Source organism: Tepidimonas alkaliphilus (assembly GCF_007556595.1).
GTDB lineage: Bacteria > Pseudomonadota > Gammaproteobacteria > Burkholderiales > Burkholderiaceae_C > Tepidimonas > Tepidimonas alkaliphila.
On the sequence record NZ_VJNB01000006.1, the window covers coordinates 56,821 to 83,345 of the forward strand.

25 protein-coding genes are annotated in these 26,525 nt (G+C 68.9%); 14 read left to right on the forward strand and 11 right to left on the reverse strand.

The annotated features are described in order from the left end of the window. The first annotated feature begins 77 nt into the window (after window positions 1-77). Window positions 78-1,559 carry a MocR-like pyridoxine biosynthesis transcription factor PdxR gene (pdxR, locus tag Talka_RS06905; RefSeq protein ID WP_143890474.1) on the forward strand — a complete coding sequence of 494 codons (1,482 nt, stop codon included), beginning with the start codon at window positions 78-80 and terminating at the stop codon, window positions 1,557-1,559. Here the strand turns inward: pdxR and Talka_RS06910 are convergent. Then, window positions 1,556-2,488, reverse strand: coding sequence for an HAD hydrolase-like protein (locus tag Talka_RS06910; protein ID WP_185970091.1), 933 nt, complete (start codon window positions 2,486-2,488; stop codon window positions 1,556-1,558). The two genes, pdxR and Talka_RS06910, sit on opposite strands and share 4 nt — an antisense overlap. 29 nt (window positions 2,489-2,517) lie before the next feature. Further along, window positions 2,518-3,843, reverse strand: a complete 1,326-nt coding sequence (locus Talka_RS06915) for an NAD(P)/FAD-dependent oxidoreductase (RefSeq protein ID WP_246100611.1) — start codon at window positions 3,841-3,843, stop codon at window positions 2,518-2,520. A gap of 222 nt (window positions 3,844-4,065) precedes the next feature. Here Talka_RS06915 and Talka_RS06920 point away from each other — a divergent pair, with 222 nt between their 5' ends. Beyond that, a complete protein-coding gene (locus Talka_RS06920) occupies window positions 4,066-5,979 on the forward strand; it encodes a PhoX family protein (RefSeq protein WP_143890389.1) in 1,914 nt (637 codons plus the stop codon). A gap of 90 nt (window positions 5,980-6,069) precedes the next feature. Here Talka_RS06920 and Talka_RS06925 read toward each other — a convergent pair whose 3' ends face one another. From Talka_RS06925 to Talka_RS06935, 3 genes are all read right to left on the reverse strand, one after another. After that, a complete protein-coding gene (locus tag Talka_RS06925; RefSeq protein ID WP_143890390.1) occupies window positions 6,070-6,966 on the reverse strand; it encodes an MBL fold metallo-hydrolase in 897 nt (298 codons plus the stop codon). A gap of 87 nt (window positions 6,967-7,053) precedes the next feature. Further along, on the reverse strand, window positions 7,054-7,695 hold the full coding sequence (locus tag Talka_RS06930; protein WP_143890391.1) for a peroxiredoxin: 642 nt from the start codon (window positions 7,693-7,695) through the stop codon (window positions 7,054-7,056). 248 nt (window positions 7,696-7,943) lie between these two features. Beyond that, the gene (locus Talka_RS06935) at window positions 7,944-10,193 is read right to left on the reverse strand and encodes an esterase-like activity of phytase family protein (protein WP_221933864.1); all 2,250 of its coding nucleotides are present in this window, start codon (window positions 10,191-10,193) and stop codon (window positions 7,944-7,946) included. Window positions 10,194-10,445: 252 nt separating this feature from the next. On the opposite strand from Talka_RS06935, the gene Talka_RS06940 reads away from it, so the two are divergent. Further along, window positions 10,446-11,471: a porin gene (locus tag Talka_RS06940; RefSeq protein ID WP_143890392.1), complete on the forward strand. Its 1,026-nt coding sequence runs from the start codon at window positions 10,446-10,448 to the stop codon at window positions 11,469-11,471. A 279-nt stretch (window positions 11,472-11,750) separates the two neighbouring features. Further along, the gene (locus tag Talka_RS06945) at window positions 11,751-13,118 is read left to right on the forward strand and encodes a transaminase (protein ID WP_143890393.1); all 1,368 of its coding nucleotides are present in this window, start codon (window positions 11,751-11,753) and stop codon (window positions 13,116-13,118) included. A gap of 19 nt (window positions 13,119-13,137) precedes the next feature. Here the strand turns inward: Talka_RS06945 and Talka_RS06950 are convergent, their stop codons facing one another. Beyond that, window positions 13,138-13,722, reverse strand: coding sequence for a hemerythrin domain-containing protein (locus Talka_RS06950; protein WP_143890394.1), 585 nt, complete (start codon window positions 13,720-13,722; stop codon window positions 13,138-13,140). Between the two features lie 98 nt (window positions 13,723-13,820). Beyond that, the gene (locus Talka_RS06955; RefSeq protein ID WP_342781050.1) at window positions 13,821-16,109 is read right to left on the reverse strand and encodes a heavy metal translocating P-type ATPase; all 2,289 of its coding nucleotides are present in this window, start codon (window positions 16,107-16,109) and stop codon (window positions 13,821-13,823) included. A 120-nt stretch (window positions 16,110-16,229) separates the two neighbouring features. On the opposite strand from Talka_RS06955, the gene Talka_RS06960 reads away from it, so the two are divergent. The 5 genes from Talka_RS06960 to Talka_RS06980 all read left to right on the forward strand — a co-directional run bounded on the left by Talka_RS06960 (window position 16,230) and on the right by Talka_RS06980 (window position 18,936). Then, window positions 16,230-16,433: a heavy-metal-associated domain-containing protein gene (locus Talka_RS06960; RefSeq protein ID WP_143890396.1), complete on the forward strand. Its 204-nt coding sequence runs from the start codon at window positions 16,230-16,232 to the stop codon at window positions 16,431-16,433. Window positions 16,434-16,778: 345 nt separating this feature from the next. Further along, window positions 16,779-17,525: a septum site-determining protein MinC gene (gene minC / locus Talka_RS06965; protein WP_143890397.1), complete on the forward strand. Its 747-nt coding sequence runs from the start codon at window positions 16,779-16,781 to the stop codon at window positions 17,523-17,525. A 42-nt stretch (window positions 17,526-17,567) separates the two neighbouring features. Next, the gene (minD, locus tag Talka_RS06970) at window positions 17,568-18,383 is read left to right on the forward strand and encodes a septum site-determining protein MinD (protein ID WP_143890398.1); all 816 of its coding nucleotides are present in this window, start codon (window positions 17,568-17,570) and stop codon (window positions 18,381-18,383) included. A 5-nt stretch (window positions 18,384-18,388) separates the two neighbouring features. Next, complete coding sequence (gene minE, locus Talka_RS06975; protein ID WP_143890399.1) at window positions 18,389-18,652, forward strand: cell division topological specificity factor MinE; 264 nt, start codon at window positions 18,389-18,391, stop codon at window positions 18,650-18,652. Beyond that, window positions 18,649-18,936 (forward strand): SemiSWEET transporter, encoded by a 288-nt coding sequence (locus Talka_RS06980; RefSeq protein WP_143890400.1) that lies wholly within the window; start codon window positions 18,649-18,651, stop codon window positions 18,934-18,936. The genes minE and Talka_RS06980 overlap by 4 nt, the downstream gene beginning before the upstream one ends. Window positions 18,937-19,029: 93 nt before the next feature. On the opposite strand, the gene Talka_RS06985 is transcribed toward Talka_RS06980, so the two are convergent. The 3 genes from Talka_RS06985 to purE are packed head-to-tail and all read right to left on the reverse strand — an operon-like array spanning window position 19,030 to window position 21,757. Next, on the reverse strand, window positions 19,030-20,046 hold the full coding sequence (locus tag Talka_RS06985) for an L-threonylcarbamoyladenylate synthase (RefSeq protein WP_425472646.1): 1,017 nt from the start codon (window positions 20,044-20,046) through the stop codon (window positions 19,030-19,032). After that, window positions 20,043-21,251, reverse strand: coding sequence for a 5-(carboxyamino)imidazole ribonucleotide synthase (locus tag Talka_RS06990; RefSeq protein ID WP_143890402.1), 1,209 nt, complete (start codon window positions 21,249-21,251; stop codon window positions 20,043-20,045). The genes Talka_RS06985 and Talka_RS06990 overlap by 4 nt, the downstream gene beginning before the upstream one ends. Beyond that, window positions 21,251-21,757, reverse strand: coding sequence for a 5-(carboxyamino)imidazole ribonucleotide mutase (purE, locus tag Talka_RS06995; protein ID WP_143890403.1), 507 nt, complete (start codon window positions 21,755-21,757; stop codon window positions 21,251-21,253). The genes Talka_RS06990 and purE overlap by 1 nt, the downstream gene beginning before the upstream one ends. Window positions 21,758-21,809: 52 nt before the next feature. Here purE and trxA point away from each other — a divergent pair, with 52 nt between their 5' ends. The 5 genes from trxA (at window position 21,810) to Talka_RS07020 (ending at window position 25,642) form a co-directional block, all read left to right on the forward strand. After that, a complete protein-coding gene (gene trxA / locus Talka_RS07000) occupies window positions 21,810-22,763 on the forward strand; it encodes a thioredoxin (protein ID WP_143890404.1) in 954 nt (317 codons plus the stop codon). Next, window positions 22,763-23,107, forward strand: a complete 345-nt coding sequence (locus Talka_RS07005) for a 2Fe-2S iron-sulfur cluster-binding protein (RefSeq protein ID WP_143890405.1) — start codon at window positions 22,763-22,765, stop codon at window positions 23,105-23,107. Before trxA ends, Talka_RS07005 begins: the two co-directional genes overlap by 1 nt. Window positions 23,108-23,299: 192 nt before the next feature. Next, a complete protein-coding gene (locus Talka_RS07010; protein WP_143890406.1) occupies window positions 23,300-23,842 on the forward strand; it encodes a Spy/CpxP family protein refolding chaperone in 543 nt (180 codons plus the stop codon). After that, a complete protein-coding gene (locus Talka_RS07015; protein ID WP_143890407.1) occupies window positions 23,805-24,536 on the forward strand; it encodes a response regulator transcription factor in 732 nt (243 codons plus the stop codon). The genes Talka_RS07010 and Talka_RS07015 overlap by 38 nt, the downstream gene beginning before the upstream one ends. Then, window positions 24,533-25,642: a sensor histidine kinase gene (locus Talka_RS07020; protein ID WP_143890408.1), complete on the forward strand. Its 1,110-nt coding sequence runs from the start codon at window positions 24,533-24,535 to the stop codon at window positions 25,640-25,642. The genes Talka_RS07015 and Talka_RS07020 overlap by 4 nt, the downstream gene beginning before the upstream one ends. Here Talka_RS07020 and Talka_RS07025 read toward each other — a convergent pair. After that, complete coding sequence (locus tag Talka_RS07025) at window positions 25,609-26,517, reverse strand: phosphoribosylaminoimidazolesuccinocarboxamide synthase (RefSeq protein ID WP_143890409.1); 909 nt, start codon at window positions 26,515-26,517, stop codon at window positions 25,609-25,611. The genes Talka_RS07020 and Talka_RS07025 overlap by 34 nt on opposite strands. Between the last annotated feature and the right edge of the window lie 8 nt (window positions 26,518-26,525).

The window sequence follows — 26,525 nt, forward strand, 5'->3', positions numbered from 1 at the left end:
CAGGTGCCATTTGCGCCGACCCCAAGGAGCCACTTGAGGGCTTTCACCCTTTTGCCACCATGACGCAGTCCACCACTTTGCTGGCCGATCACCTGGCGGCGGAACTTGCTCGCGATGACGGGCCTGCGGGCCGCAAGAGCGGCTTGCCCCTGCACCGCCGACTGGCCGAGACCCTGCGCCGCGCCATCGCCGATGGGCGTTTGGCGGCCGGCGCGCGCTTGCCCTCCAGCCGCGAACTGGCGCAGGACTTAGGTGTGTCACGCAACACGGTGGTGGCGGCGCTGGAGCAGCTGGCCGCCGAAGGCTATGTGCGCGGGCGCGTCGGCAGTGGCACGTTCGTGGCCGAGCCCCCCGCGGGCTTGAGCGCGGCCAAGCCGCGCGCCCCCGCGATCCGCTGGGCTGGGCTGTCGCAGCGCGGGCAACGGCTGGCGCGCACGCGCAACGCGCAGCACCTGGAGCTGCAACCGTTCACGCCAGGGCCCGCGGACTTCAGCGCCTTCCCGCTGGCGCTGTGGCAGCGGCTGCAAAACAAGCACTGGCGCGGCGCGCGCCCGGAGATGCTGGACTACACCACCTCTGGCGGCTACGGGCCGCTGCGCCGCGCCGTCGCGGATCACCTGCGCATCGCGCGCGGCGTGCGGCTGGAACCTGAGCAGGTCATCATCACCAGCGGCACCCAGCAGTCGCTGGAGCTGTGCGCGCGCCTGTTGGCCGACGAGGGCGACACCGTCTGGATCGAAGATCCGGCCTACTGGGGCGCGGTCAAGGCGCTGGACGCCTGCGGGCTGCGGCTGCACCCGCTGCCGGTGGACGCGCACGGCTGGGCTCCTCCCGCACAGCCAGCCCCGGCGCCCCGGCTGATCTATGTCACGCCGTCGCATCAATACCCCACCGGCGCGGTCATGCCGCTGGCGCGCCGCCGCGCGCTGCTGGCCGAGGCGGCCCGTCACCGGGCGTGGGTGCTGGAGGATGATTACGACAGTGAATTTCGCTTTGACGCGCCGCCCATCGCGGCGCTGGCCGGCTTGGATCTGGACGGACGGGTCTGCTACCTGGGCACCTTCTCCAAACTGCTCTATCCGGGCTTGAAGCTGGGCTACCTGGTGGCGCCGCGCGCGCTGGTGGACGACTTTCGCCAGGCGCACTACGACCTCAACCGCCCGGGCCAGCTGCCGCTGCAAGCGGCGCTAGCGGAATTCATTGAACTAGGCCATCTGGCCAGCGCGCTGCGCCGAGCCCGCCAGGTGTATGCCGCACGACGGGCCCAGCTGCTGCAGGCGCTGCAGCCCTTGTTGGCGCAGCCCGGCGTGGCGTTGAACGGGGCCGCCCAAGGGTTGCATCTGTGCTTGCAGCTGCCAAGCTGCGTCGATGATGCCGCCATCGCCGAGCGTCTGGCGACCGAGGGCATCACGGTGCGGCCTTTGTCGGCGTATTGTTTGACGCGGGGCGACCTGCGCGGGCTGCTGATCGGTTACGGCTACGCGCAGCCGGCCTTGATTGAGCCCTGCGCGCGGCGCTTGGCCGAAGTGGTGCAGCAGGCGCTGCCCTCAGGGCGCTAAGCCGGCCCCAAGAACGGCAGCACCGCATGCGGCACAATGCCGGTCAGGGCGCTGGCGCGCGCCCAGTCCAAGCCCGCGCTGGCGCCGGCGCCGGTCACCCAAGCCGCGCGCAGCCCGCTGGCCAGCGCGCCCAGGACATCGGTGTGCAGGGTGTCGCCCAGCATCCAGACGCGATCGCGGCGCACCGGCTGCGGCAACGTCGCCAACGCGCGTTCAAAGATGGCTGGGTAGGGCTTGCCCAGACGCTGCACCGGCGCGCCGGTGCGGGCTTCCAACCCGGCGCACCAGCCGCCGGGCTCGCGCACCCAGCCGCGCTCCCACGGGGAGATCAAATCCGGGTTGGCCACCCAGACCGGACGCGGCTGCTGGCGCAAGCCAGCCTCCAGCCGCGCTTGCGCCGCCTCATCCCAACCTTGCGAGGCCAAAAACAGCACCGCGTCGTCGCCGTCGAAGAGCTGCCCGTCACCGCAGCGGCGCACCTGGCGCAGCGGCAAATCGTCCAGCGGCGCTTGCGGCGGGGTCACCACCGCCCAGCGCCAAGTTGGCGGGGCCGCCTGCAGCGCGGCCACGGTGACGTCGCGGCTGGTGATCCACTCCTCGGCAGCCCCATCAAAGCCCATGGCGCGGTAGCGTTCCAGCAGCGCGGCTTTGGGCACGCTGGCCGCGTTGCTCACCACCCGCACCGCCACCCCGGCGGCCCGGGCGCGCGCCAGCGCCGCGGCCGCGCCTGGGATCGCTTGCGCGCCGAGGTTGAGCACGCCAAACGCATCCAGCAGCAAAGCATCGGCCAGGGGCAGCAGCTCATCCAGGCTGTGCAGCAGCTGCGGCGCGTGGCTGGCCTTTGGCGCCTCGGGCCAGAGATGACGCTGCGCCTCGTAAGCTTGCACCAGCGCCCAGGCATCAGGGTTGGGGGAAAGCGACAAGGTCATCCGAGCACCGCCTTGCAATCCGGTCAGGTTCAACCCAAGGCGTCGCGCAAGCGATGCCAAGCCATGCCCAGCGCCAGCAGCGGCGTGCGCAGCCATGGCCCGCCGGGAAAGGGCAGGTGGCGCAGACGCGCCAGCACATCGAAGCGCTCAGTCTGCGCGCATACTGCTTCGGCCACCAAGCGGCCAGCCAACCCGGTCAGCGCCACGCCGTGACCGCTAAAGCCCTGCAAGTAATAGATGCGATCGCTGATCCGCCCAAAATCGGGCGCGCGATCCATCGTGATGTCCACAAAGCCGCCCCACAAGTGCGTCAGGCGCACGCCGCGCAATGGCGGAAACACCGCCTCCATGCGCCGCTGCAGGGTCTGGCGCAGCCGTGGCGGCGTCATCGTCGTGTAGCTGACCCGTCCGCCAAACAGCAGCCGGTGGTCGGCGCTGACGCGAAAATAATCCAGCACGACATTGTTGTCGCACACCGCCGCGCGGCTCGGAATCAACGCCGCCGCCCGCGTCGGCTCCAGCGGCTCGGTGGCCACGATGTAGGTGCCCACCGGCATCACGCGGGCGTGGATCGAGGGCAGCACGCCAGGCCCATGCTCCGGCAGCAAGCAATTGCCCGCCACCACCGCCAGCTCGGCCTGCACCTCGCCGGCATCGGTCACCGCGCGCACGCCCGTGGCGGTGCGCTCCAGCCGCCGCACGGCGCTGCCTTCGTGCAGCACGGCGCCAGCTTGCAGCGCCGCCTGGGCCAAGCCCAAGGTGTATTTCAGCGGATGCAGATGCCCGGAGACGCGCTCCAGCGCGGCGGCGACGTAGCGCGGGCTGTCCACCCAGGCGCGCAGCGCCGCTCCCTCGGCCCACTCAGTGGCGAAGTCGTAGTCGCGCGCCAGCGCCTCCATTTCGGCGCGCAGCTGGCGCGCCTTGCGCGGGCGATCGGCCACATAGACATAGCCGCGGCGCCATTCGCAGTCGATGCGATGGCGCTGCACACGCTGCTCGATGAGCTCCACCGCCTCCAGCGACCATTGCCATGCCTGACGCGCGAGATCCCGGCCAAGCTGGCGCTCAAACGGCGCCATGCCGCTGGCGTAGCCGACGAGGGCCTGCCCGCCGTTGCGGCCGCTGGCGCCGCCGCCGACGCGACCGGCTTCCAGCACGATCACGCGGCGGCCGCGTTCGGCCAGCTCCAGCGCCGCGCTCAGCCCTGCCAACCCGGCGCCCACCACCACCACATCGGCGTGCACGCTGCCGCGCAGGGCAGGTTGCGGGGGCGGGCGGCGCACGCTGGCTTCGTAGTAGCTATCGGTGTTGAGCTGGGTATCCGAGCGCAACAAACTAGGGCGCATCCAGGTCATAAGCATCTCACGCAACAGCGGCAAGCCGCCCGGCTCAGCAAGGTTGGCGCACGATACGGCCTACCGCGTGGCCGATCCGCGCCATTGGCTGTGGCGCCGCCAGGGCCACCGGGGGCGCGCCGCGGGGCTTTGTCACGCTACGGTCATGCAGGCTCCAAACAATGCGGGCACGCCCGCACGGGCGCGGGACGACGTGTCACTGTTGCAAGATCGGACTCTGCCATGGCCAAAGATTTTGACCTGATGGAAAACTCCAACCGCAGCGCCAATCCAACCATTTACGACGTGTCGGATCCGGCGCGGCGCATCTTCGTGCGCGGGGCGCTGGCCAGCGCCACGGCGGCGCTGTTCGGCGGCGGCCTGCTGGCCGGCTGCGCCAGCACCGGCTCGTCCAAAGCCGCAGCGCTGGGCCGCGACATTGGCTTTGCCAGCGTGCCGATGCGCGATGTGGACGACGTGCTGGTGCCGCCAGGCTACACCGCGCGCGTGATTTGCCGCTGGGGCGACCCCGTCGGCATCGCCGGCAAGATGCCGGCCTTCAAGCCGGATGGTTCCAACAGCGCGGAGGAGCAGGCGGTGCAGCTCGGCATGCATCACGATGGGATGGCCTACTTCCCGCTGGACGGCAGCCGCCGCGGCCTGTTGGCGATCAACCATGAATATACCGACGATGGCCTGCTGCACCCGGACGGCATGAAGACCTGGACAGCGGACAAAGTGCGCAAGGCTCAGGCCGCGCACGGCGTGTCCATCGTCGAGGTGGAAGCTACCCCCAACGGCTGGCGCCAAGTGCTGCCCTCCAAGTATGCGCGCCGCATCACCGCCGCCACCCCTATGCTGATCAGCGGCCCTGCCGCCGGCCACACCTGGATGAAAACCGCCGCCGATCCAACCGGCACGCGGGTCTTGGGCACGCTCAACAACTGCGCCAACGGCTACACGCCGTGGGGCACCTACTTGACCTGCGAGGAAAACTTCATCAATTACTTCCATGGGCCGGACAACCCCGACGAACATGGCAAGCGCTGGGGCCTGAAGAAGGGCGGCGCGGGCTACCGCTGGCACGAGTTCGACGAGCGCTTTGACGCCACCAAGCACCCCAACGAACCGAACCGCTTCGGCTGGGTGGTCGAAATCGACCCGATGGACCCCTCGATGACGCCGATCAAGCGCACCGCGCTCGGCCGCGCGGCGCACGAGGGGGCGACGGTGGCGCTCACCGACGACGGTCGCGCGGTGGTGTACATGGGCGAGGACGCGCGCTTCGAATACATCTACAAGTTCGTCAGCCGCGACCGCGTCAAACCCGGCGGCTTTGCCGCCAACCGCGACCTGCTCGACCACGGCACGCTGTATGTGGCGAAATTCAATGCCGACGGCACCGGCGAGTGGCTGCCGCTGGTGCACGACCGCGGGCCGCTGACCGCGGCCAATGGCTTTGCCAACCAGGGCGCGGTGCTGATCAAGGCGCGCCAGGCCAGCGACCTGTTGGGCGCCACCAAAATGGACCGCCCCGAATGGACCGCGGTGGACCCGATCAGCAAAGAGGTCTATTGCACGCTGACCAACAACAGCAACCGCGGCCGCGACAAGAGCCCGGGCGTGGATGCGGCCAACCCGCGCGCCAACAACACCATGGGTCATATCATCCGCTGGAAAGAAAGCGGCGACCTGGACGCCACACGCTTTACCTGGAGCCACTTCGTGCTGGCAGGCGACCCCTCGTTGCCGCGCGCGGAGGCCAAAGGCAACATTCGGGGCGACATCTTCGGCAGCCCCGATGGCCTTTGGGTCGATCCGCGCGGCGTGCTGTGGATCCAAACCGACGTGTCCACCTCCACGCTGGGCAAAGGCGACTACGTCAACCTGCCGAACAACCAAATGCTGGCCTGCGACCCGACCAAAGGCGAGATTCGCCGTTTCCTGGTTGGCCCGCGCGGCTGTGAGGTGACCGGCATCACGATGACGCCGGATTTGCGCACGATGTTCATCAACATCCAGCACCCCGGCGAAAGCCCCAGTGAGCGCAGCGACCCGGACGAGCCGATGAAATTTTCACGCTGGCCAGATGGCGGCCGTCCGCGCTCGGCCACCGTGGTCATCACCAAAAACGATGGCGGGGTGATCGGACTGTAAGCGCCTGGGTGCAAGGATGCGGGCCTTGCGCCCGCTCGCTGACGCGCCACGCAGCCGGCCTGCGGCCCTGTCCGCAAGCCGGCTTTTTCTTCACAGCGCATTGACCGGAATTTTCAAATACGACAGCCCGTTGTCCTCTGGCGGCGGCATGCGGCCCGCCCGCATGTTGACCTGCACCGACGGCAGCATCAACGCAGGCAGCGGCAACTGGGCATCGCGCTGCTGTCGCATCTGCACGAAGGCGGCTTCGTCCACGCCTTGGTGCACGTGCACGTTGCGGCGCTTTTGCTCGCCCACCGTCGTCACCCAGCTTGGCGGCTGCCCAGGCGCCGGGTAATCGTGGCACAGGTAGAGCTGGGTGTCATCGGGCAAGCTGAAAATCTTTTGAATGGAGCGGTAAAGCGCCGGGGCGCTGCCGCCCGGAAAATCGCAGCGCGCAGTGCCATAGTCGGGCCTAAACAAGGTATCGCCGACAAAAGCCACGCGGCGCGGCGGCGTGGATTCGACGTCGGTGACCACGTAGGTCATGCACGCCGGGGTATGGCCCGGCGTATGCAGCGCTTGCACCGGCAAACCTCCGATCTCGAACGTCTCGCCGTCGTGCAACAGACGATCAAACTGGCGCCCGTCGCGGGCGAACTCCGTCCCCGCGTTGAAAAGTTTGCCAAAAACCTGCTGCACGGTGATGATCTCAGCCCCAATGGCCAGCTGCCCTCCCAGTTGTTGCTGCAGGTACGGAGCCGCCGACAAATGATCGGCGTGCACATGCGTCTCCAGCAGCCACTGCACTTTCAAGCCCAAAGCCCGCACGCGTTCGATCACCCGATCGGCGCTGGCGGTGGAGGTGCGTCCGCTGTTGGGATCGTAATCCAACACGCTGTCGATGATGGCGCTGTGACCCGTTTGGCGATCCCAAGCCAAATGCGTCACGGTGTGCGTGACCGGATCAAAAAACGACTCAATGCTCAAGCGGCCTTGTTCGGACATGACCCCGTCTCCTCAAAGGCGTCAAAAAACCCGGCCCTGGGGGCCGGGGCCTTATTCACGAAAGGTTGGCAGCCGATGGGTTTAGGCTTACAGCGGTTTGGTGGCGAAATACCAATCTTTCATCGCGTAGCCTTCGCCCTTGCGCGCTTCAATCGCCTGCGGCGTCTTCGGCGGCGGCACGATCACGTCACAACCCGGCGTCCAGCCTTCCGGCGTGGCCACCTTGTGCGCGTCGCTGGTCTGCATGGCTTTGAGCAGACGCAAAAATTCGTCGATGGAGCGCCCGTTGGTCATCGGGTAATAGACCATGGCGCGCAGCTTGCTTTCCGGATCAATGAAAAACGTCGCCCGCACCGCTTGCGTATCGGCAGCGCCAGGGTGGATCATGCCATAGGCGCGAGCCACTTCCATTTTGATATCGTCAATGATCGGGAATGGAATCTCAACGCCAAAGTTCTGCTTGATGCTTTGCATCCACGCCAGGTGCGAATAGATGCTGTCCACCGACAGGCCCAGCAACTCGCAGTTCATGGCCTTGAACTGGTCGGCTGCCTTGGCAAAGGCAATGAACTCGGTCGTGCAAACGGGCGTGAAGTCGGCAGGGTGAGAAAACAGAATCAGCCACTTGCCTTTGTAGTCGGCCAGCGAACGCGGGCCATGCGTGGTGTTGACCTGAAAATCAGGGGCGGGTTCGTTGATGCGCGGCAAACCGATCACGGCATTTTCCATGACACACTCCTTTTCCATGTGATTGCAGGGCAGAAAGGCGCCGCTGCAGGTGTCACTATACAACCCCGGGGAGTATGCCGTGTTCGAAATTTCCTATGCCGTTGATTGATCGCTCAGGCTTTTTCTGAAACCACAAACCCGCGCACCATCGAATCCAAATAAAGCTTGCGAGCCGGCTCGCTTGATCCGCCAGCCGGTCCAAGCTCTTGCCATCGCAAGCCCGCCCCGAGGCCGCGACCTCCTGCTCTTTACGGCAGCGCAAGCGTCGGCCAGCGCAGCAGCATCGTCTCGCCATTGCTGCCGTCCACCCCGTCGTTGTCGGTAACGGCAAACCAATGGCCCGCGGCGTCGCGGGTCAGCCCCTCCAGCTTGTCCGGCACGAAGCCGCCATGCGCCGCCAGATCCGGCACGACGTCGCGCACCAGGCGCTTGGCCAGCACCGGCACCGGCGACTGCCCCGGGGCCGCGGGGGCCACGCCGCGCACCGACACGAACGAGAGCCGCTTCAGCGCTTGCGGGCCAAATTGGTTGTCGCGCTCGATCAGCACGAAGGCGTCGTCGCCGACGGCCACCAGCTCCGACATGCCCACCCACGAGCCCTCGAGTCGCGGCGTCTCCAGCGGCACGTGCCAGACGCCCCATTCGCCGCTGGCAGGCCGATAGCGCAACAGCTTGACGTGGCCCTTGGGGTCGTCCTTCCACTCGCGCTGCACGATCGCCCAGACGGCCTCGTCGGCGCCGCGGCCCGTCACCGCCACGCCTTCCAGGCCGAAGCGGGTGGCGTGGCGCGCGATCGCTTCCGGCAGCGCCACCTCGCGCACCACGCGCCCCTCGGCGTCGAGCTGGATCAGCAGATTGGGCCGCGGCGCGCCCTTGGCGTCGGGGTCGCCTTCCGAGGCCAGCCAGAAACCGCCGTCCGCACGCACCGCGATCCCCTCGCCGTCGTAGCCGACCGGCTGGCCGTCGCGGGTCACGGTCAGACGCCGCACGATGCGCGCTGGATGGCGCGTGGCGTCGATTTCATACAGGTAGGTTTCGGCAAAGAAGCTGTCCGACACCGCCCACAGCCGGCCCGGGCGCTGCGGATCGGCCGCCAGCCCCGACAGCGCCCCCCACGGGATCGGGCGGCCCTGCGCGTCGTCGTCGGACTGCAGCATCGGGTACGGCGGCGCGGCGTCGCGGGGCCGCTCGACCCAGCGGTAGATGGTCAGACCAGCCCGGGCGCCCTTGTCCACTTCGCTGGCCACCACCAGCAGGCCGCGCTTGGGCAGCGCCAGCAGGCCTTCCGGCCCCTGCAACGCCGGCAGCGCCTGCAGCGGCATCGGCGCGCGCCCCGGCCCCTCGTCGTGCCACACCGTCACAAGGCTGGAGCGCTCCGAGCCGACGAAGAACAGCCGCTGACCGCCGAAGGTGCCGACCGCCAGCCCTTCCGGCTCGTTGCCCTTGGCGCGCGAGCGCTTGTCCGGATAGTGCCCGAGCCGCACCGCCCAGTGCTCCAGCAACGCGCCGCTGTCCCACAGCACGCGCCCCTGGCGGTCGAAGATGGTGATGCCGCGCGAGCCGCCGACCCAGTCGCCCTCGTTGGCGGTGACAAAGCGTTCGTCGTCCAGCCACGCCACGGCATCCGGCTCGCGCACGAGCCCAGTGCGCCGCTCATTCAACACGATGCGCCCATCGGTGGTCGCGTCGATGCCGTCCAGATCCACCGCGCCGGCGCTGAAGTGGCCGACCACTTGCCGCCGCGCCACGTCCACCAGCACCAGATGGTTGTTCTCCTGCAGGGAGACGACCGCAAGCCCCTGCCGGTTGACGTGCACGAACTCGGGCTCCGGATCCTGTGGCGCCACCGCCGCCAGACCGCTTAGCGAGACGGGGTGGATCCGCGTGCAATCCGGCAGGCCGCCGGCGCGCACCGGCACGATCGACAGGTTGCCCCCGGGAAGCTGCGGCAGCTTGCCCTTGTCGAGCTTCTCGTCACGTTCGTTCTCGATCACGATCACCGCATGACGCCCCTGCGGGTCGAACGCAATGGCATCGGGTTGCCCGAAAAGCGGGCAGCGCTCCACCACGCGCCCGCGCCGCCAGTCCAACGCCAGCAGTTCGCCCTGCGGCATCGCGTGATCGGTCGTCTGGTCCACCACCACCCAGGCGTAGCGGCCGCGCACCGCCACCGAGGTCGGCTCGCCAGAAACCTCGATCAGACCGCCCGGACGCGGCCGGGCCGGGTCGCGCAGATCGACAAGGCCAACTGCGCGGCGCTGGCTGTCGGTGTAGAGCAGCCAGCGGCCGTCGGCGCTGGCGGCCACGATCTCGGCCACCGCCGGCTTGGCCTCGGTACCGGCCGGGGCGTTGCGCGCCGCTTCGAACACCGCGACGCGCTCAAACCAGCCGCCGGCCCACGCGGGCGCCAACCCAAGCCCCCACGCCAACCCCATGGCGGCCAATGGGCCTGCCTTCATCCAGCGCCGACCCCGCGCTGCGTCTCGCTTGGCTTGCATGCTCAGCTGCCCTTTCTTGCCCTTGTTTTAGACCTTCACAGACGTTCATGCTGAAGGCAAGCCGTGACAGAGCGTTGAAGGCGGACTGTTGCGTGCATGCCACGCTCACGTCTGCTTTCATGGCGATGTCATCCACGCCTGCTGCAATAGCGCCCGAATCAACCGGAGGTCGGTCGTTGTCGCGATAGCGACTGCTTCGGGCGAAACCCAAAACGATCGCTTCTTTTACTCGCTCCTTCAAGAGGTTCAATCATGAAAAAATCCATTTGGGCGGTTGCCGCCCTGCTGACCGCGGGGTCGGCCTGGGCACAGTCCAGCGTCACCTTTTATGGTCGCATCGATCTGTCGGTGGGCTCGATCAAAGACAACGGCACGGGCGCCACGTCCAACAAGCTGGTCAACAACACCCGCGGTCAATCGGTGACGCGCATGTTCCAAGGCGGCGACGGCGGCTTGACCACCTCGCGCTGGGGACTGCGCGGCACGGAAGACCTGGGGGGCGGCCTGAAAGCGGCGTTCAAATTGGAAAACCGCTTTGACGCCGACACTGGCGCGTCGCAAGATCCCTTCTTTAAAGGCGAATCAAGCCTGTCGCTGATCGGGGGTTTTGGCGAAATCAAGCTCGGTCGCAGCACTTCGGTTTATGATGATGTGCGCGCGGTCGGCCAGAAGTTTGACGTGTTTGACTCCGCGTTCACCGCCTCCAGCAACGGGGTTTTCAAATCCGGCGGGGATTACGCCAACCGGCTGGACAACAAAATCAGCTACTACTCGCCCGACTTTGGCGGCTTTTACGCCGGCTTGGACTACAGCTTTGACGAAGATAAGACCAAGAGCGCCGATCGTTACGCGCTGAAGTTCGGTTACAAAGAAAAAGCCTTTGAAATCGCGCTGGGCTACCAGAACGAAAAAGACAAAGGCGACAAATATACCGTGCTGGCCGGCAACTACAATTTTGGCAGCTTCGCGCTGTCGGCTTCTTACAACCACCGCAACGGCGCCGCGGCCAACGGGGACGACAACGAATACGCCATCGGCGTGGCGATTCCCGTCGATGCATGGACGTTCTCAGCCGGTTATGCCTCCAGCAAAACCAAAAACTCGACCGGCGGCACTAAAAATGCCAAAGCTCAGGGATTTGCGCTTGGGGTCACTTACGCGTTGTCCAAGCGCACCCGTCTGTATGCGGGTTATCGCGATGTCGAAGTCAAAAACAACGTCGGCGTCAAGACCAAAGACGAACGGCTCTACGCGGTGGGGGTTCGTCACGACTTTTAACAGCGTCGGGCGAGCTTTGCGCGCCGATCAACAGGCAAACGTTTCCATCGTCCAAGCATACATCTCCAAGGGGTAAATCCGCAACTTGTTTCAACGCTCGCGGATGACGATGGACCCGCGTTGCGCAGTGCGACGCGGGTTTTTTCTTGCTTTAGCCTGAGCGGCGCATCCGTCGCCGCATTTCGCTTGGCTGCCCGAGCAGGCGACGACCAAGCGGCTCTTTGGAACCCAACGCGGGTGGTTCCGGTGGCCGAGCCGACGAAGTTTTAAGCTCACGCCATGGCTTCATCCCCTGCTTCGATCGATCCGGCGCGCCTGAGGACGTTGATGGACGCCGAACGCCAGCGCTTCCTCGCGCGGCACCCGCGCTCCTGCGCGCTGGCGCAGCAAGCCGCCGGGCATTTTTTGTTCGGGGTGCCGCTGCACTGGATGCGCGACTGGCCGACGCCCGCCACGCTGTTCGTGCGCGCGGCGCGCGGGGCGGAGCTGACCTGCGCCGACGGGCACGTGTTGGCCGATTTCTGCCTCGGCGACACCGGCGCGATGTTCGGCCACTCGCCGCCGGCGGTGGCGCAGGCGCTGGCCGAGCAGGCCGCGCGGGGCCTGACCAGCATGCTGCCGGACGAGCGCGCAGCCGAGGTCGGCGCGCTGCTGGCGCAGCGTTTCGGCCTGCCGTGCTGGCAGCTGGCGATGACCGCCAGCGACGCCAACCGCTTCGTGCTGCGCTGGGCGCGCGCCGCCACCGGCCGGCCGCAGGTGCTGGTGTTCGACGGCTGCTACCACGGCGCAGTGGACGACACGCTGGTGGATCGCGACCCCGCCACCGGCGCCACGCTGCGCCGCCCCTCGGTACTGGGCGCGGTGCACGACCACCCGGCGTTCACGCGCGTGGCGCCGTTCAACGACCTGGCGGCGCTGGAACGCGCGCTGGTCGACCGACAGGTAGCGGCGCTGCTGGCGGAGCCGGCGCTGACCAACTTCGGCCTGGTGCCGCCGCAGGACGGCTTCTGGGCCGAGGCGCAAGCGCTGTGCCGCCGCCACGGCACGCTGCTGGTGCTGGACGAGACGCACACGCTGTCCAGCGGCGTCGGCGGCTGGGCGCGCACGCACGGCGTGACGCCCGACGTCTGGGTCGCCGGCAAGGCGGTGGCTGGCGGCGTGCCGTGCGCGGTGTACGGCTTCACCGAAGAGGTGGCGCAGCGCCTGCGCGCCGTCAAGGAAGCCGCGCCGGAAGGCCACAGCGGTATCGGCACGACGCTGACCGCCAACGCGCTGGCGCTGGCCGCGCTGCACGCGGCGCTGACGCACCTGCACACCGAGGCCACCTACGCCGCCATGCAGCAGGCGGCCGACGCGCTGCAGGCCGGGCTGGAGGCGGCGCTGCGGCGCCGCGGGCGGCCATGGACCGTCACGCGCCTCGGCGCGCGCATGGAGCTGCAATTCATGCCAACGACGCCGCGCAACGCTGACGACGTGCGCCGCCACCTGCAGCCGCGGCTGGAACAGAGCCTGCACCTGTTCATGCTGAACCGCGGCGTGCTGCTGACGCCGTTTCACGGCATGCTGCTGTGCAGCCCGGCCACGAGCGCGGCGCACGTCGAGCGGCTGCTGCAAGCGTTCGACGACTGGCTGGCGGCGCTGGTGTGACCGCGCCGCCTGCGCCGGCTCAGGCGCCCAGCCCGATCGGCGCCGGCGCCACCTCCAGGATGCGCTGGAACAGCCGCTCGTAGGCCGGCTCCGGGCGGTGGCCGGTCAGCGGGTCGCGGTTGGCGGCGAACGCCTCGTCCAGCGCCTGCCAGTCGGCTTCGTCCAGCACGCGCTGCGCCGCCGGCAGGATCTCCTGCTCCTCCAGCCGCATGTGCTCGAGGTAGAACGTCAGGTAACGCTCGCACGCCTGCACGAAGGCCTCGCGCCGCTCTTCGCCCAGCCACTCCCACGCCAGCAGCAGGTGCTGCAGCTCACGCACCTGCTGCTCGCCGCGCATGTGGTCCTGCTCCAGCCGGTCGATCACCGGCAGCATCTCCCGCGCGCGCTTGGCCACGCGCGGAAACAGCAGGTTGGATTCCTTCGGATGGTGCAGCCGCTCCGGAAATTCGTCGACGTAGAACAGCATCGCGCGCACGGTGTCGAAGAAGCGCGCGCGCTGCCCCTCCTCCGGGCCGCGGCGGATCAGCCACAGCAGCGACTGCAGCATCGCCGCCAGCGCGGCGTGCTCCTCCCGGATGATGCGCAACGAAGGGGCCACGGCCATCGGATGCTCCTGTCCGCCACGGTGCCCGCCATGTCGGGAAGCGGCACCGGACTGTCCGTGAGCTTGGCACCGTCGCGCCGTGCCGGGCTTGACGCAAGTCAAGCGTGCGGCGCGGCGGGCCGCCAGCGCGCCAGCAGCAGCGCGTTGCTGACGACGCTGACGGAACTTGCCGCCATCGCCGCGCCGGCCAGCACCGGGTCGAGCCAGCCCAGCGCCGCCAGCGGCACGCCAGCGGCGTTGTAAACGAAGGCCCAGAACAGGTTCTGGCGGATCTTGCGCACGGTGCGCTGCGCGATGTCCAGCGCCGCCGGCACCAGCCGCGGATCGCCGCGCAGCAGCGTCACGCCGGCGGCCTGCATCGCGGCCTCGGTGCCCTCGCCCATCGCGATGCCGAGGTCAGCGGCGGCCAGCGCCGGGGCGTCGTTGACGCCGTCGCCGACCATCGCCACCGCACCGAAGCGCTGGCGCAGCGCCGCCACCGCGGCGGCCTTGTCCGCCGGCAGCACCTCGGCCTGCACCTCATCCGCTGCCAACCCAAGCCGCGCGGCCAGCGCCATGGCGGCGGCGCGCTGGTCGCCGGTGATCAGGCGCACCACCAGGCCGCGGCGCTTCAGGTCCGCCAGCGCTTCGGCGGCACCCGCCTTCGGCGCGTCGGCAAACGCCAGCAAGGCCAGCGGCCGCCAGTGCCCCGCGTGCTGCCAGGCCAGCACCGAAAGCGTCGCGCCGGCCTGCCGTTGCCCGGCCAGCACCGGCTGCCAGGCCGGCGGCAGCGCCGCCTCGGACCAGCCCGGCTCCAGCTCCGCCAGCCAGGCCAGGCTGCCGAGCGCCAGCGGCACGCCCTCCACCCAGCCGCGCACGCCGCGGCCCGGCACCGCCTGCACGTCCACCGCCGGGGCCAGCGCCGCATCACCGGCCGCCGCTCGCACCGCCTGCGCCAGCGGATGGCTACTGCCCTGCTGCAGCGCCGCCGCCGCGCGCAGCGCCGCCGCCGCATCGACCCCCGGCGCCGGCTCCAGCTGAACCAGGCGCGGCTTGCCCTCGGTCAGCGTGCCGGTCTTGTCGAACGCCACCGCGCGCACCTGCCGCGCGCGCTCCAGCGCCTCGGGATCGCGGATCAGGATGCCGTGGCGCGCCGCGGCGCCGGTACCGGCCAGGATGGCGGCGGGCGTGGCCAGCCCAAGCGCGCACGGGCAAGCGATCACCAGCACCGCCACCGCGTGCAGCACTGCCTGCTCCAGCGGGGCGCCTGCGCCCAGCCACCACCCCAGCAGCGTGACCAGCGCCGTCAGCACCACCGCCGGCACGAACACCGCCGCCACGCGGTCCACCCGGCGCTGCACCGGCGGCTTGGCCGCCTGCGCGTCCTGCACCAGCGCGATGATGCGCTGCAGCGTCGAGGCCGCGCCGACCGCCGTCACGCGCACCTCGATCGCACCGTCGCCATTAACGCTGCCGCCGATCACGCGGTCGCCAACGCCGCGCGGCTGCGGCAGCGCCTCGCCGGTCAGCAGCGACTCGTCGACCGCGGTCTGCCCGGCCTCGATGACGCCGTCGGCGGGAATGCGCTCGCCGGCGCGCACGAGCACCCGGTCGCCCGGCAGCAGCTCGGCGGCCGGAATATCCTGGGTCTCGGTGCGGCGCACGCCGTCCGGCAGCAGGTGCGCCACCTCCGGCCGCAGCGCCTGCAGCGCACGGATCGCCGCCGCGGTGCGCCGCCGCGCGCGCGCCTCCAGCCACTTGCCGAGCCGCACCAGCGCGATCACCACCGCCGCCGCCTCGTAGTAGAGGTGCGGCGTCTCGCCCGGCGCAGCGCGCCACCACAGCCACGTGCTCAGGCCCCAGGCGGCGCTGGTGCCCAAGGCCACCAAAAGCTCCATGTTGCCGCTGCCATGGCGCAGCGCCGCCCAGCCGGCACGGTAGAAACGCGCCCCGAGGACGAACTGCACCGGCGTGGCCAGCAGAAACTGCACGAGCGGCGGCAGCATCGCGTGCCAGCCGACCAGCATCCCCGCCATCGGCAGCGCGAGCGGCGCCGCCAGCACCAAGCCCAGCAGCACCCACCAACCCTCACGGCGCAGCTCGGCTTCGGCGCGCTGCTCCTCATCGGCCCCGTCGTCCAGCGCGCGCGGCTCATACCCGGCATCGCGCACCGCACGCTGCAGCCGCGCCCGCAGCTCCGCTGCCGGCAGCGTGCCGTCCCCCTGCACGCGCGCGCGCCCCGTGGCCAGGTTGACCTGCGCCGACGTCACGCCCGGCACGCGCGCCAGCGCGCGCTCCACCCGCGCCACGCACGAGGCGCAGGTCATGCCGCCGATGGCGAGGTCGCACGTCGTCTGATTCGACCGATCGGCTGGTCCCCCTTGCGGCGCGAGGGCCAGGCGCCCCATTTGCGTCGTTGGTTCCGCCACGGCTCCTATCATGCCATGCAGGTTTCAGGCCGCCGATCGACGGCAACCTGGATCCCTTTTTCCTTCTAAGGTGGCGCTCAAAGCGAAAGGAGACGAACCATGTCAACCCTCCAAGTGTTCCAAGTCCAGGGCATGTCGTGCCAACACTGCGTCAAGGCGATCGAGCACGCCCTGCGCAGCCTCGATGCGCACGCCGAGGTGCAGATCGATCTGGCGCAAGGCCGCGTCGAAGTGCGCTCCAGCCAGCCGCGCGAGGCGCTGGCGCAGGCCATCCGGGCCGAAGGTTACGACGTCGCAACCTGAATGGGTCTGCACCGATCCGCTGCGACGATTGGGGACAAAGCGGTGGATAACTTTTGAACTGAATCTCGGTTATCCACAACAGTTCAAGGCGAGCGCGCGCTTGTCCCCATCCCGCGCGGGGGGCAATCCTGATTCGCCCACAGGTATGCTTTTGTTGTAAGTCTTTGTTGAGAAAAGGATTTTAGGCTTTATCCACGCCGCTGCGGTCGCTTCTAGCAGCTACCACGACATTTGAAAAAATGGCTCTGAAAACCGAAGCTGTTCGAAGCCCCATCCGGCTGGCCACAGCCCGGGTTCGCTCAGCTCGGCTGCTAAGATGCGCACCGTTGTCCGCCGCGAACCTGCATGAAAACATCCGCCGCTTCAGAAACCGCGCTTGACATTCGCCCCACGGCTTGGCCGGTGCTGGGCGCGCGGCTGCGAGGCGGATCGATCGATGCGGTGTTGCACGAGCTGCAGCAACGCTACGGGCACAGCGGGTTTTTTGAGGCGGAACCGCTGATCCTGGATTGGTCGCTGTGGCCCCAGCAACCTCCGCCCACAGCCTTGGAGTTGGATGCCCTGCTGCGCGCGCTGCGCGAAGTTGGCTTGCGGCCTGTGGCGTTTTATGGCGTCGCCAACGCCTGGCAGCAACGCCTGCTGGATCTGGGGCTAAACCGCGCCGAAGAGCTTCATTACGGTGCGGCCATGACGTCCGAGCCCCACCAGGCCGTTGCCCAAGTGCCGCAGGAAACGCAGCCTGCGCCAACCAGCGCGTTGGTGGTCGAGCGACCGCTGCGCTCAGGCCAGCAGGTCTATGCGCGCGGGCGGGATTTGGTGGTGCTGGCGATGGTCAACCCGGGAGCGGAAATCATCGCCGACGGCCACATTCACGTTTACGCTCCTTTGAGGGGTCGCGCACTGGCAGGCGCCCGGGGCGATGGACAAGCGCGGGTCTTTGCCCTGGTGTTCGAGCCGGAGTTGGTGTCGGTGGCGGGGGTGTATCAAACCGCCGAGCACGGCTGGCCCGAGCGGGTTCGAGGGCGTGCGGCCCAGGTGCGTCTGCAACATCAAGACGGACGCGACACGCTCCTGTTCGAAGCGCTGCAGTAAGGTAACGGGTTTTTCATTTGTTCGACGGAAAGCAAAGTATCCATGGCCAAAATCGTCGTCGTCACTTCGGGCAAGGGCGGCGTGGGCAAGACCACCACCAGCGCCTCTTTTGCCACGGGGCTTGCGCTCAAAGGCCACAAGACGGTGGTGATCGACTTTGACGTCGGCTTGCGCAACCTTGACCTCATCATGGGGTGCGAGCGCCGCGTCGTGTATGACTTTGTCAATGTCATCCAGGGCGAGGCCAACCTCAACCAGGCCCTAATTCGCGACAAGCAGGTGGACAGCCTTTACGTGCTGGCCGCCAGCCAGACGCGCGACAAGGAGGCGCTCAAGCAAGAAGGCGTCGAGCGGGTGTTGAACGAGCTCCTCGGCATGGGGTTTGAATACATCGTTTGCGATTCGCCCGCTGGCATCGAAACCGGCGCGCTGATGGCGATGCACTACGCCGATGAGGCGTTGGTGGTGACCAATCCCGAGGTCTCCTCCGTGCGCGACTCGGACCGCATCCTGGGCATGTTGGCGTCCAAGACGCGCCGCGCCATCGAAGGGCGCGAGCCGGTCAAGGAACACCTTCTGATCACGCGCTACAACCCCAACCGCGTGCAGGAAGGGCAAATGCTGTCGTTGCAGGATATTCAGGATATTCTGCGCATTCCGCTGATCGGGGTGATCCCCGAAAGCGAAGCGGTGTTGCACGCCTCCAACCAAGGCATCCCGGCGATTCACTTGCAGGGCACCGACGTGTCCGAAGCCTACAAAGACGTCATCGATCGCTTTCTAGGGCAAGACAAGCCGCTGCGTTTCATCGAAGCGGAAAAGCCCAGCTTTTTCAAGCGCCTCTTCGGCGGGAGGTAAGCGCTGTGTCGTTGCTGTCGTTTCTGCTGGGCGAAAAGAAAAAAACCGCGGCGGTGGCCAAGGAACGCCTGCAGATCATTTTGGCGCACGAGCGCGCCGGGCGCAACGCCAGCCAGCCGGATTACCTGCCCGCGCTGCAGCGAGATCTGGTGGCGGTGATCGGCAAATACATCACCATCCACCCCGACGACATCAAGGTCAACCTGGAGCGCCATGACGATCTGGAGGTGCTGGAGGTCAAGATCGAGCTGCCGGAAACCCGGCCATGACCACCGCTGGCTGGACTGAGGCCATCGGCGGCGTTGCAGCCGTGCTGACCACGGTGAGTTTTGTGCCGCAGGCCTGGCGCACGTGGCGCACGCGTGACGTGTCAGGGATTTCGCTGGGCATGTATGCCACGTTTGCCACGGGGGTCGCCCTGTGGCTGATCTATGGGCTGCTGCTGGGGTCGTGGCCCATCATCATCGCCAATGCCATCACGCTGACCTTGGCGCTGATGATCCTGACCATGTGCGTGCGCTATCGCCGCCGCCGTCGATCCGAAACCCTGTAGCGATCCGGCAAGTTTGCAAGCGTGGCGGGCCAGGTTGGCCATGCACTCTTAAGGCTGATCAACCGTCGCTTGATGGCGAACAAAACGGCAACGTCAAGCCGCGGCGCGTTGCAGGCGGTCGCGCACGCCGTCCCAGGCTTCGTCCGCAGGGGGACGTTCGACCCAGATGAAGCGCGGCTGCGCCGCGTCGAGCTCGCGCAACGCCGCAAACAACTCTTGGGCAGCGGCTTGGGGATTGTCGGGCATGCGTCGCAACCGCACACGCGGACAGGCGCAACGCAGCGGGCTGCGGTGATACACCGCCAGGTCGGGCGCTTGCGCGCCCAGTAGATCCAATGCGGTTTGCAGCTGCGCAGCGTCCAACAGCCGCACCGGGGCGTTGGGGGCGTAATGAGAAGCCAGTGTGCCCGAAGCGCGCGGCGCCGCGGCGTCTCGATCGCGCAGGCTGCAACCCAGCGCGTGTTCCAGTTGCTTGCGGCTGAGTGTGCCAGGGCGCAGCAGCACGGGTTCATCGCGCGTGCAATCGATGATGGTCGATTCGATGCCGACGGGGCACGCGCCGCCGTCCAAAATCAAAAGCTCCTCGTCGGCCAGGCAGCCCAGATCCGCCGCCACATGCGCGGCGTGCGTCGGGCTGATGCGACCGAAGCGGTTGGCGCTGGGCGCGGCCAGTCCCCAGATGCCCGCGGCGCGGCAGCTCACGAGCAAGGCTTGCGCCACCGGGTGGGCCGGGCAACGCAGCCCGATCGAGGCCTGACCCCCGGCGGCGGCCTGCGCCACGTCTGAACGACGCGGCAGGATCAGCGTCAGAGGCCCCGGCCAAAACGCGGCCATCAGCGCGCGCGCGAAGTCCGGCGCCGCTGCGGCGTAGTAGGTCAACGCCGCCTCGCGCTCGGACGCGGTGGCGCCGCCGATGTGCACGATCAACGGATGGTCGCTCGGGCGACCCTTGGCAGCAAAGATGCGAGCCACCGCTTCAGGCTGATCGGCGTCGGCGGCCAGGCCATACACGGTTTCGGTCGGCATGGCCACCAGACCGCCAGCGCGCAGTCGCACCACCGCCGCGGCGATCGCGGCGTCGCGCTGGGGCCCCTGGGCGTCAAGGATCAGCGCCATGGTGCGAGGCCCAGCCGGGCGGCTGCCTCCCATGCCACGCGCCGCGCCTCGTGGCCGTCAGCAGCCGTGACGGTGAGGTGCCCCATCTTGCGGCCCGGGCGCGCGTCGAGCTTGCCATACAGGTGCAGGTGCACGCCGGGCAGCGCCAGCACGCCGGCCCAGTCAGGCGTCGTCGGGTTGCCGCTGCGCCACCACAGATCGCCCAACAGGTTCAGCATCACCGCCGCGCTGTGCGCGCGCGGCGACGTCAGCGGCAGCCCCGCAAGCGTGCGCACTTGCAACTCAAATTGCGACACGTCGCAGGCGTCGATCGAATAGTGGCCGCTGTTGTGCGGCCTGGGCGCCATTTCGTTGACCACCAGCGCGCCGTCGGCGCTGCCGTCGTCGATAACGAAGAACTCCACGCACAGCACGCCAACGTAATCCAGCTCCGCAGCGACCGCCATCGTGGCGTCACGCGCCTGCTGCGCCAACCGCACCGGCAGCACCCCTTCGAACACCTCGGTGACGGCCAGGATACCGTGGCGGTGCACGTTACGCTGCACTGGCAACGTCACCATCGCGCCGTCGGCGCCACGCGCCACGATCACCGACAGCTCGTCGCGCAACCCCAGTTGCCGCTCCAGCACGCACGGCACGCCGCCGAGCTGCGCCCAGGCAGCCGCCAGCTCGTCGCGGCTGGCCACGCGCCGCTGGCCCTTGCCGTCGTAGCCCAGGCGCGCGCTCTTCAAGATTCCCGGCAGCAGCGCCTGCGGCACGCGCGCGAGGTCGGCCTCGGATTCGATCACCGCATGCGGCGCAGGGCCGACACCGCTTAAGCGCGCGCTGGCGGCGAAGTGCGCCTTTTCGGCGCGACGGTCCTGCGCCACCGCCACCGCAGCGGCGCCGGGCGCCACGGGCCGATGCGCCCCCAGTGTGGCCAGCACCTCGGCGGGGACGTTCTCGAACTCGGTTGTCACCGCCTCGCAGCGCTGCAGCAACTGCGCCAGACCCTGCTCGTCGTCATACGCAGTGGCGATGTGAACATCCGCCACTTTGCCGGCGGGACTGACCGGATCGGGATCCAATACCGCGGCCTGATAGCCCATCGCCTGCGCCGCGTGCACGAACATGCGGCCCAGCTGCCCGCCGCCCAGCACACCCAGCGTAGCCGGCCGGCTGCTGTTGGCCAGCGGCCCCGGCAGGATCACCCCGGCCATCAGGCCGCTCCCGCCGGCGGCAGCGTCATCGCGCGCGCCGCCGCTGTTTGTTCGGCGCGAAACGCCTGCAGGCGCTGGCGCAGCGCGGCGTCCTCATTGGCCAGCATCGCCACCACAAACAGCGCAGCATTGGCTGCGCCCGCTGCGCCGATCGCGAAGGTGGCCACCGGCACGCCCTTGGGCATTTGCACGATCGAGTGCAGCGAGTCCACCCCCTGCAAATGACGGCTTGGCACCGGCACGCCCAGCACCGGCACGGTGGTCTTGGCCGCCAGCATGCCGGGCAGGTGCGCCGCGCCGCCGGCGCCGGCCACGATGGCTTTGAGCCCGCGCGCCTCAGCAGCCTCGGCATAGGCGAACATGTCGTCCGGCATGCGGTGCGCCGAGACCACGCGCGCCTCGTGCGCGATGCCGAACTGTTGGAAAATGGCGACCGCGTGCTGCATGGTGTCCCAGTCGCTGCTGGACCCCATCACGACACCGACCTGGACGTTGCTGCTGGACATGGCGACCCCGGGGGCAAGAACCCAACATTCTAGAGAAACGGACGCTGCCACAATGATCGACGTCACGCTTGCCAACTTCCAGACCGAGGTGCTTGACGCCTCTTCCAAAACCCCGGTGCTGGTGGACTTCTGGGCCCCGTGGTGCGGCCCGTGCAAGGTGCTGGGCCCGATCCTGGAAAAGGTCGAGCAGGCCTACGGCGGCCGCTTCAAGCTGGCCAAGGTCAACACCGAGGAGGAGCAGCAGCTCGCCGCCTACTTCCAGATCCGCAGCATCCCGACCTGCATCCTGTTTGTTGGCGGCCAGCCGGTGGACGGCTTCATGGGCGCGCTGCCGGAGGGGCAGATCAAGGCCTTCCTCGACCGCAGCCTGCCGACGCCGGAGCAGCTGGAGGCGCAGGCCGACGTGCAGGAGGCGCTGCAGGCCGCCGCCAGTGGCGACACCGAAGCGGCGCTGCAGCATTTGCGCGAGGCGCTGGCGCGCGACCCGGACAACGACGACGCGCGCTACGACCTCGTGCGCCTGTTGGTGGAAAACGGGCGCTTGGAAGAGGCCTCAGCGGCGCTGGCGCCGGCGTTGGGCAAGCTGCCGCTGCCGCTGCGTTTTGAAGCGTTGCGGCACTGGATCGACGCGCTGGAATTTGCGCGCCACGACCCGCGCGGGCAGTGGCCGCTGGAGAAGTTCGACGAGCTCATCGCCGCCAACCGGCGCGACTTCGAGACGCGCCTGGCCAAGGCGCGCGTGCTGATTGCGCGCGGCGAGTGGACCGCGGCGATGGACGAGTTGGCCGAGATCATCATGCGCGACAAGAAGTGGGGCGACGAGGCGCCGCGCAAGACTTACGTGGCGCTGTTGGAGCTGATGACGCCGCCGCCGCGCGACGCCGGCATGGCCGCGCCGAAGTCCGCCGCGGGGCTGGAGATCGCCGGCCACAGCGCCGCTGCGCCTGACCCGCAGGCCGAGCTCATCTCGCGCTACCGGCGCAAGCTCAGCATGGCGCTGAACTGATGACGACGATCACCGTCCGCTTCGTGCAGCCGGGGCCGCACGGCCCGCGCATCGACACCGAGGTGCAGGCAAGCGCCGATGGCCGCAGCCTGATGAAGGCGGCGGTCGATGCAGGAATCGACGCCATCGCCGCCGACTGCGGCGGCAACCTCACCTGCGCCACCTGCCATGTGATCGTGCCGCCCGAGTGGCAGGCGCGCGTTGGCGCGCCGTCCGCCGATGAGGACACGATGCTGGACTACACGGCGGTGCCGCGCCAAAGCGGCAGCCGCCTCAGCTGCCAAATCCGCTTGCACCCGGAGTTGGATGGCTTGTGGGTTGAGCTGCCGGAGCGGCAATATTGAAGCGGCGGGTCGATCCAGCGGCTCGCCCAACTTGGCCGTTGCGTCGCGCTTGACACTTCTTTACATCGGCGCCAAGTCCAAGTGACATGCTTGCTCCACACTCTGAGACATGCCGGCGCGCACGGCAAGGTCTGGATCCGTCGGGCTTCCTGGCGCGTCGGTTTGCGTTGAGTCGAACAGGAGTGTTGCGCGATGAGCAAGCAAGGTTCCCACATCTCTTCATGGCCTGCTTGGTTGGCTGCTGGCCTGTTGGCGGTTGCCGCCGCGCCGGGCTGGGCGGCGCCGGGCATGGGCGGGCCTGATGGACGCCCGCCTCACCATGGCCCGCGGCATCCGCCCGCACCCAACGACGAAGCGCGCGCCGAGCGCATGGTCGAACATTTGACCCGTGGCTTGGATTTGCAGCCCGCGCAGCGCGAGCAAGTGCGCGCCCTGGCGCAAGCGGCCAGCGCCGATTTGCGCGCCTTGCGCGAGGAGGGTCGCGCCTTGCGCGAAGAGCGCCACCGGTTGCTGGGCGCGCCCACGCTGGATGAGGCGGCGTTGGAGGCGTTGCGGCAGCGCGAACTGGCGCATCACGATCGCCTCAGCGCGCGCATGCAGCGCTTTACCCTTGACGTCGCCAAAGTGCTGACGCCCGAGCAACGCCAGCGCTGGGCCGAGCGCCAAGCGCGCCGCGGCAGACCCCATCCTCCTGAGCATGGCCCCGAAGGACAGCTGCATCCTGCTCGTCGATGACGACCTGCGCTTGGCCGGCATGCTGGCCGAGTATCTGGGCGCGGCAGGCTTGCCGGTGCAGACCGCCGCCAGCCTGACCGCGGCGCGCCAGCGCCTGCGCTCGTCGCCGCTGCCCCAGGCGCTGGTGTTGGATCTGATGCTGCCCGACGGCGACGGGCTCGACTTGTGCCGTGAGCTGCGCGCGCAGGCCGCCACGCGCACGCTGCCGGTTCTGATGCTATCGGCGCGCGGCGAGCCGGCTGACCGCGTGGTGGGGCTAGAACTGGGCGCCGACGATTACCTGCCCAAGCCGTTTGAGGCGCGCGAGCTGCTGGCGCGGCTGCGCGCGCTGCTGCGGCGGGCGCAGGCAGCCGCCAACCCGGAATATCTGCGCGTGGGCGATTTGGAACTGGATTTAGGCGCGCACCAAGTGCGCGTGCGCGGCCAACGGTGCGAGCTGACCGCTTACCAGTTTCAGCTGTTGGCGCTGCTGGCGCGCCACGCCGGGCGCGTGCTGACGCGCGATCAGATCATGGACGCCCTCAAAGGCCATCCGCAGGAGGCGTTTGACCGCTCGATCGACGTGCACATCTCGCGCATCCGAGCCGCCATCGAAGACGATCCACGCCAGCCGCGGCGCATTTTGACCGTGCGCGGCCATGGCTATCTGCTGGCGCGATCCCGCGAGCCGTCTGCCGAAGCCGATCAGGGATGAAGCGCCTCTACTTGCGTTTCTACGCGGCTTTGCTGGCGGCCTTGCTGCTGTTTGGCGCGCTGGCGCTGGCTGCGTTTGAATACCACGTGCAGGCGCAAAGCGAGCAGGAACGCGCGGTCTGGATCGATTTGGCGGGCGGCTGGGCGGAGCCGGCGCTGGAGCCTCTGACCGAAGACGATGCGCCGCTGGCGCGCAGGCTGGCCTGGGTGGCGGCGACGTTGGCGACGCTGGCGTTGGTGATTGGGGTAGCATCCTACCCAGTGATGCGCTCGCTCAGCCGCCGGCTGGAGGCGCTGCGGGCCGGCGTGCAGGGCTTCGGCGCCGGCGAGCTGGGCCGGCGCGTGCCGGTGCAGGGCCGCGACGAGGTGGCGGAGCTGGCCGCCGCGTTCAACGCCGCCGCGGCGCGGCTGGAGGCGCTGGTGCAGGCGCAGCGCCAATTGCTGGCGCACGCCTCGCACGAGCTGCGCTCGCCGCTGGCGCGGCTCAAGCTCGCGCTGGAGCTGCTGGACGGCGCCCCGCCCGAGGCGGCGGCGCGCCACCGAGCCGAGATCGCGCGCAACGTCGCCGAGCTCGATGCGCTGGTCGGCGACATCCTGCTGGCGGCGCGGTTGCAGGCTGGCGACGCGCCGCCCGCCATCCCGATGCAGCCGCTCGATCTGCGCGCCCTCGTCGCCGAGGAAGGCGCTGCCGCCGGCGCGCGGCTCGACCTGCCGCCGCGGCTCGACCCGGTGCCGGGCAACGCGCGGCTGCTGCGCCGCGCGCTGCGCAACCTGCTGGACAACGCGCGCCGCTACGCGCCGGGCGAGCCGCCGCAGGTCACGCTGCGCGATGGCGGCGACCACGTCGAGCTGCGCGTGGCCGACCGCGGCCCCGGGGTGCCGGCGGCTGAGCGCGAGCGCATCTTCGAGCCGTTTTACCGCCTGCCGGGTCACGCCGAGGCCGACGGGGGCGTGGGGCTGGGGCTGAGCCTCGTGCGCCAGATCGCGCAGGCGCACGGCGGCGGCGTGCACTGCGAGGATCACCCCGGTGGCGGGGCCTGCTTCGTGCTGCGGCTGCCGCGCCGCACCGCGGATCAGCCGAGCAGCCGCGCCAGCGCCTCGCGGTAGCGCGCCGCGGTCTGCTCGATCACCTCCGCCGGCAGCTTCGGCGGCGGGGGCTGCTTGTTCCACGGCCGCCCGTCCACCTGCGCCGTCTCCAGCCAATCGCGCAGATACTGCTTGTCGAAGCTCGGCGGGTTGGCGCCCTCGGCGTACGACTCCGCCGGCCAGTAGCGCGACGAGTCGGGGGTCAGCACCTCGTCCATCAGCGTCAGCGTGCCGTCGGCGTCCAGCCCGAACTCGAACTTGGTGTCGGCGATCAGGATGCCGCGCGTGGCGGCGTAGGCGCTGGCGGCCTCGTAGAGCCGGATCGAGACGTCGCGGATGCGCTCGGCCAGCGCGCCGCCGATGCGCGCGGCCATCGCGTCGAACGTGATGTTCTCGTCGTGCTCGCCGACCGCGGCCTTGGCCGCCGGCGTGAAGATCGGCCGCGGCAGCCGGCTGGCGTTGCGCAGCCCCGGCGGCAGCGGCACGCCGCACACCGCCTGCGTCTGCTGATACTCCTTCCAGCCGCTGCCGGCCAGATACCCGCGCACCACCGCCTCCACCGGGATTGGCTGCAGGCGCTTGACCAGCATCGAGCGCCCGCGCACCTGCTCGCGCTCCTGCGGCGCCACGACGCTCTCCGGATCCTCGCCGGTCAGGTGGATCGGGCACAGGTTGGCGCCTCGGGGCCCCAGCCGGTCGAACCAGAACAGGCTGAGCCGGGTCAGCAGCTCGCCCTTGCCGGGGATCGGCTCGCCCATGACGACGTCAAACGCGCTGATGCGGTCGGTCGTCACCATCAGGATGCGGTCGTCGCCGACGGCGTAATTGTCCCGCACCTTGCCGCGGCCCAGCAGCGGCAGGCTTGTCAACTGGGAGGTGTGCAGTGCGCGCGTCATGGGCCGTG

Excerpts from the sequence above, each read along its gene's own strand:
- Talka_RS06925 (WP_143890390.1), bottom strand. The coding sequence starts at position 6,966 with ATGTCCGAACAAGGCCGCTTGAGCATTGAGTCGTTTTTTGATCCGGTC.
- Talka_RS07025 (WP_143890409.1), bottom strand. The coding sequence starts at position 26,517 with ATGACGCGCGCACTGCACACCTCCCAGTTGACAAGCCTGCCGCTGCTG.
- trxA (WP_143890404.1), top strand. The coding sequence starts at position 21,810 with ATGATCGACGTCACGCTTGCCAACTTCCAGACCGAGGTGCTTGACGCC.
- Talka_RS06955 (WP_342781050.1), bottom strand. The coding sequence starts at position 16,109 with ATGGGGCGCCTGGCCCTCGCGCCGCAAGGGGGACCAGCCGATCGGTCG.
- minC (WP_143890397.1), top strand. The coding sequence starts at position 16,779 with ATGAAAACATCCGCCGCTTCAGAAACCGCGCTTGACATTCGCCCCACG.
- Talka_RS07015 (WP_143890407.1), top strand. The coding sequence starts at position 23,805 with ATGGCCCCGAAGGACAGCTGCATCCTGCTCGTCGATGACGACCTGCGC.
- Talka_RS06915 (WP_246100611.1), bottom strand. The coding sequence starts at position 3,843 with ATGACCTGGATGCGCCCTAGTTTGTTGCGCTCGGATACCCAGCTCAAC.
- Talka_RS06920 (WP_143890389.1), top strand. The coding sequence starts at position 4,066 with ATGGCCAAAGATTTTGACCTGATGGAAAACTCCAACCGCAGCGCCAAT.
- Talka_RS06950 (WP_143890394.1), bottom strand. The coding sequence starts at position 13,722 with ATGGCCGTGGCCCCTTCGTTGCGCATCATCCGGGAGGAGCACGCCGCG.
- Talka_RS07010 (WP_143890406.1), top strand. The coding sequence starts at position 23,300 with ATGAGCAAGCAAGGTTCCCACATCTCTTCATGGCCTGCTTGGTTGGCT.
- Talka_RS07020 (WP_143890408.1), top strand. The coding sequence starts at position 24,533 with ATGAAGCGCCTCTACTTGCGTTTCTACGCGGCTTTGCTGGCGGCCTTG.
- Talka_RS06930 (WP_143890391.1), bottom strand. The coding sequence starts at position 7,695 with ATGGAAAATGCCGTGATCGGTTTGCCGCGCATCAACGAACCCGCCCCT.
- Talka_RS06910 (WP_185970091.1), bottom strand. The coding sequence starts at position 2,488 with ATGACCTTGTCGCTTTCCCCCAACCCTGATGCCTGGGCGCTGGTGCAA.
- Talka_RS07005 (WP_143890405.1), top strand. The coding sequence starts at position 22,763 with ATGACGACGATCACCGTCCGCTTCGTGCAGCCGGGGCCGCACGGCCCG.
- Talka_RS06960 (WP_143890396.1), top strand. The coding sequence starts at position 16,230 with ATGTCAACCCTCCAAGTGTTCCAAGTCCAGGGCATGTCGTGCCAACAC.
- Talka_RS06990 (WP_143890402.1), bottom strand. The coding sequence starts at position 21,251 with ATGGCCGGGGTGATCCTGCCGGGGCCGCTGGCCAACAGCAGCCGGCCG.
- Talka_RS06945 (WP_143890393.1), top strand. The coding sequence starts at position 11,751 with ATGGCTTCATCCCCTGCTTCGATCGATCCGGCGCGCCTGAGGACGTTG.
- Talka_RS06940 (WP_143890392.1), top strand. The coding sequence starts at position 10,446 with ATGAAAAAATCCATTTGGGCGGTTGCCGCCCTGCTGACCGCGGGGTCG.
- minD (WP_143890398.1), top strand. The coding sequence starts at position 17,568 with ATGGCCAAAATCGTCGTCGTCACTTCGGGCAAGGGCGGCGTGGGCAAG.
- Talka_RS06935 (WP_221933864.1), bottom strand. The coding sequence starts at position 10,193 with ATGCAAGCCAAGCGAGACGCAGCGCGGGGTCGGCGCTGGATGAAGGCA.
- purE (WP_143890403.1), bottom strand. The coding sequence starts at position 21,757 with ATGTCCAGCAGCAACGTCCAGGTCGGTGTCGTGATGGGGTCCAGCAGC.
- Talka_RS06980 (WP_143890400.1), top strand. The coding sequence starts at position 18,649 with ATGACCACCGCTGGCTGGACTGAGGCCATCGGCGGCGTTGCAGCCGTG.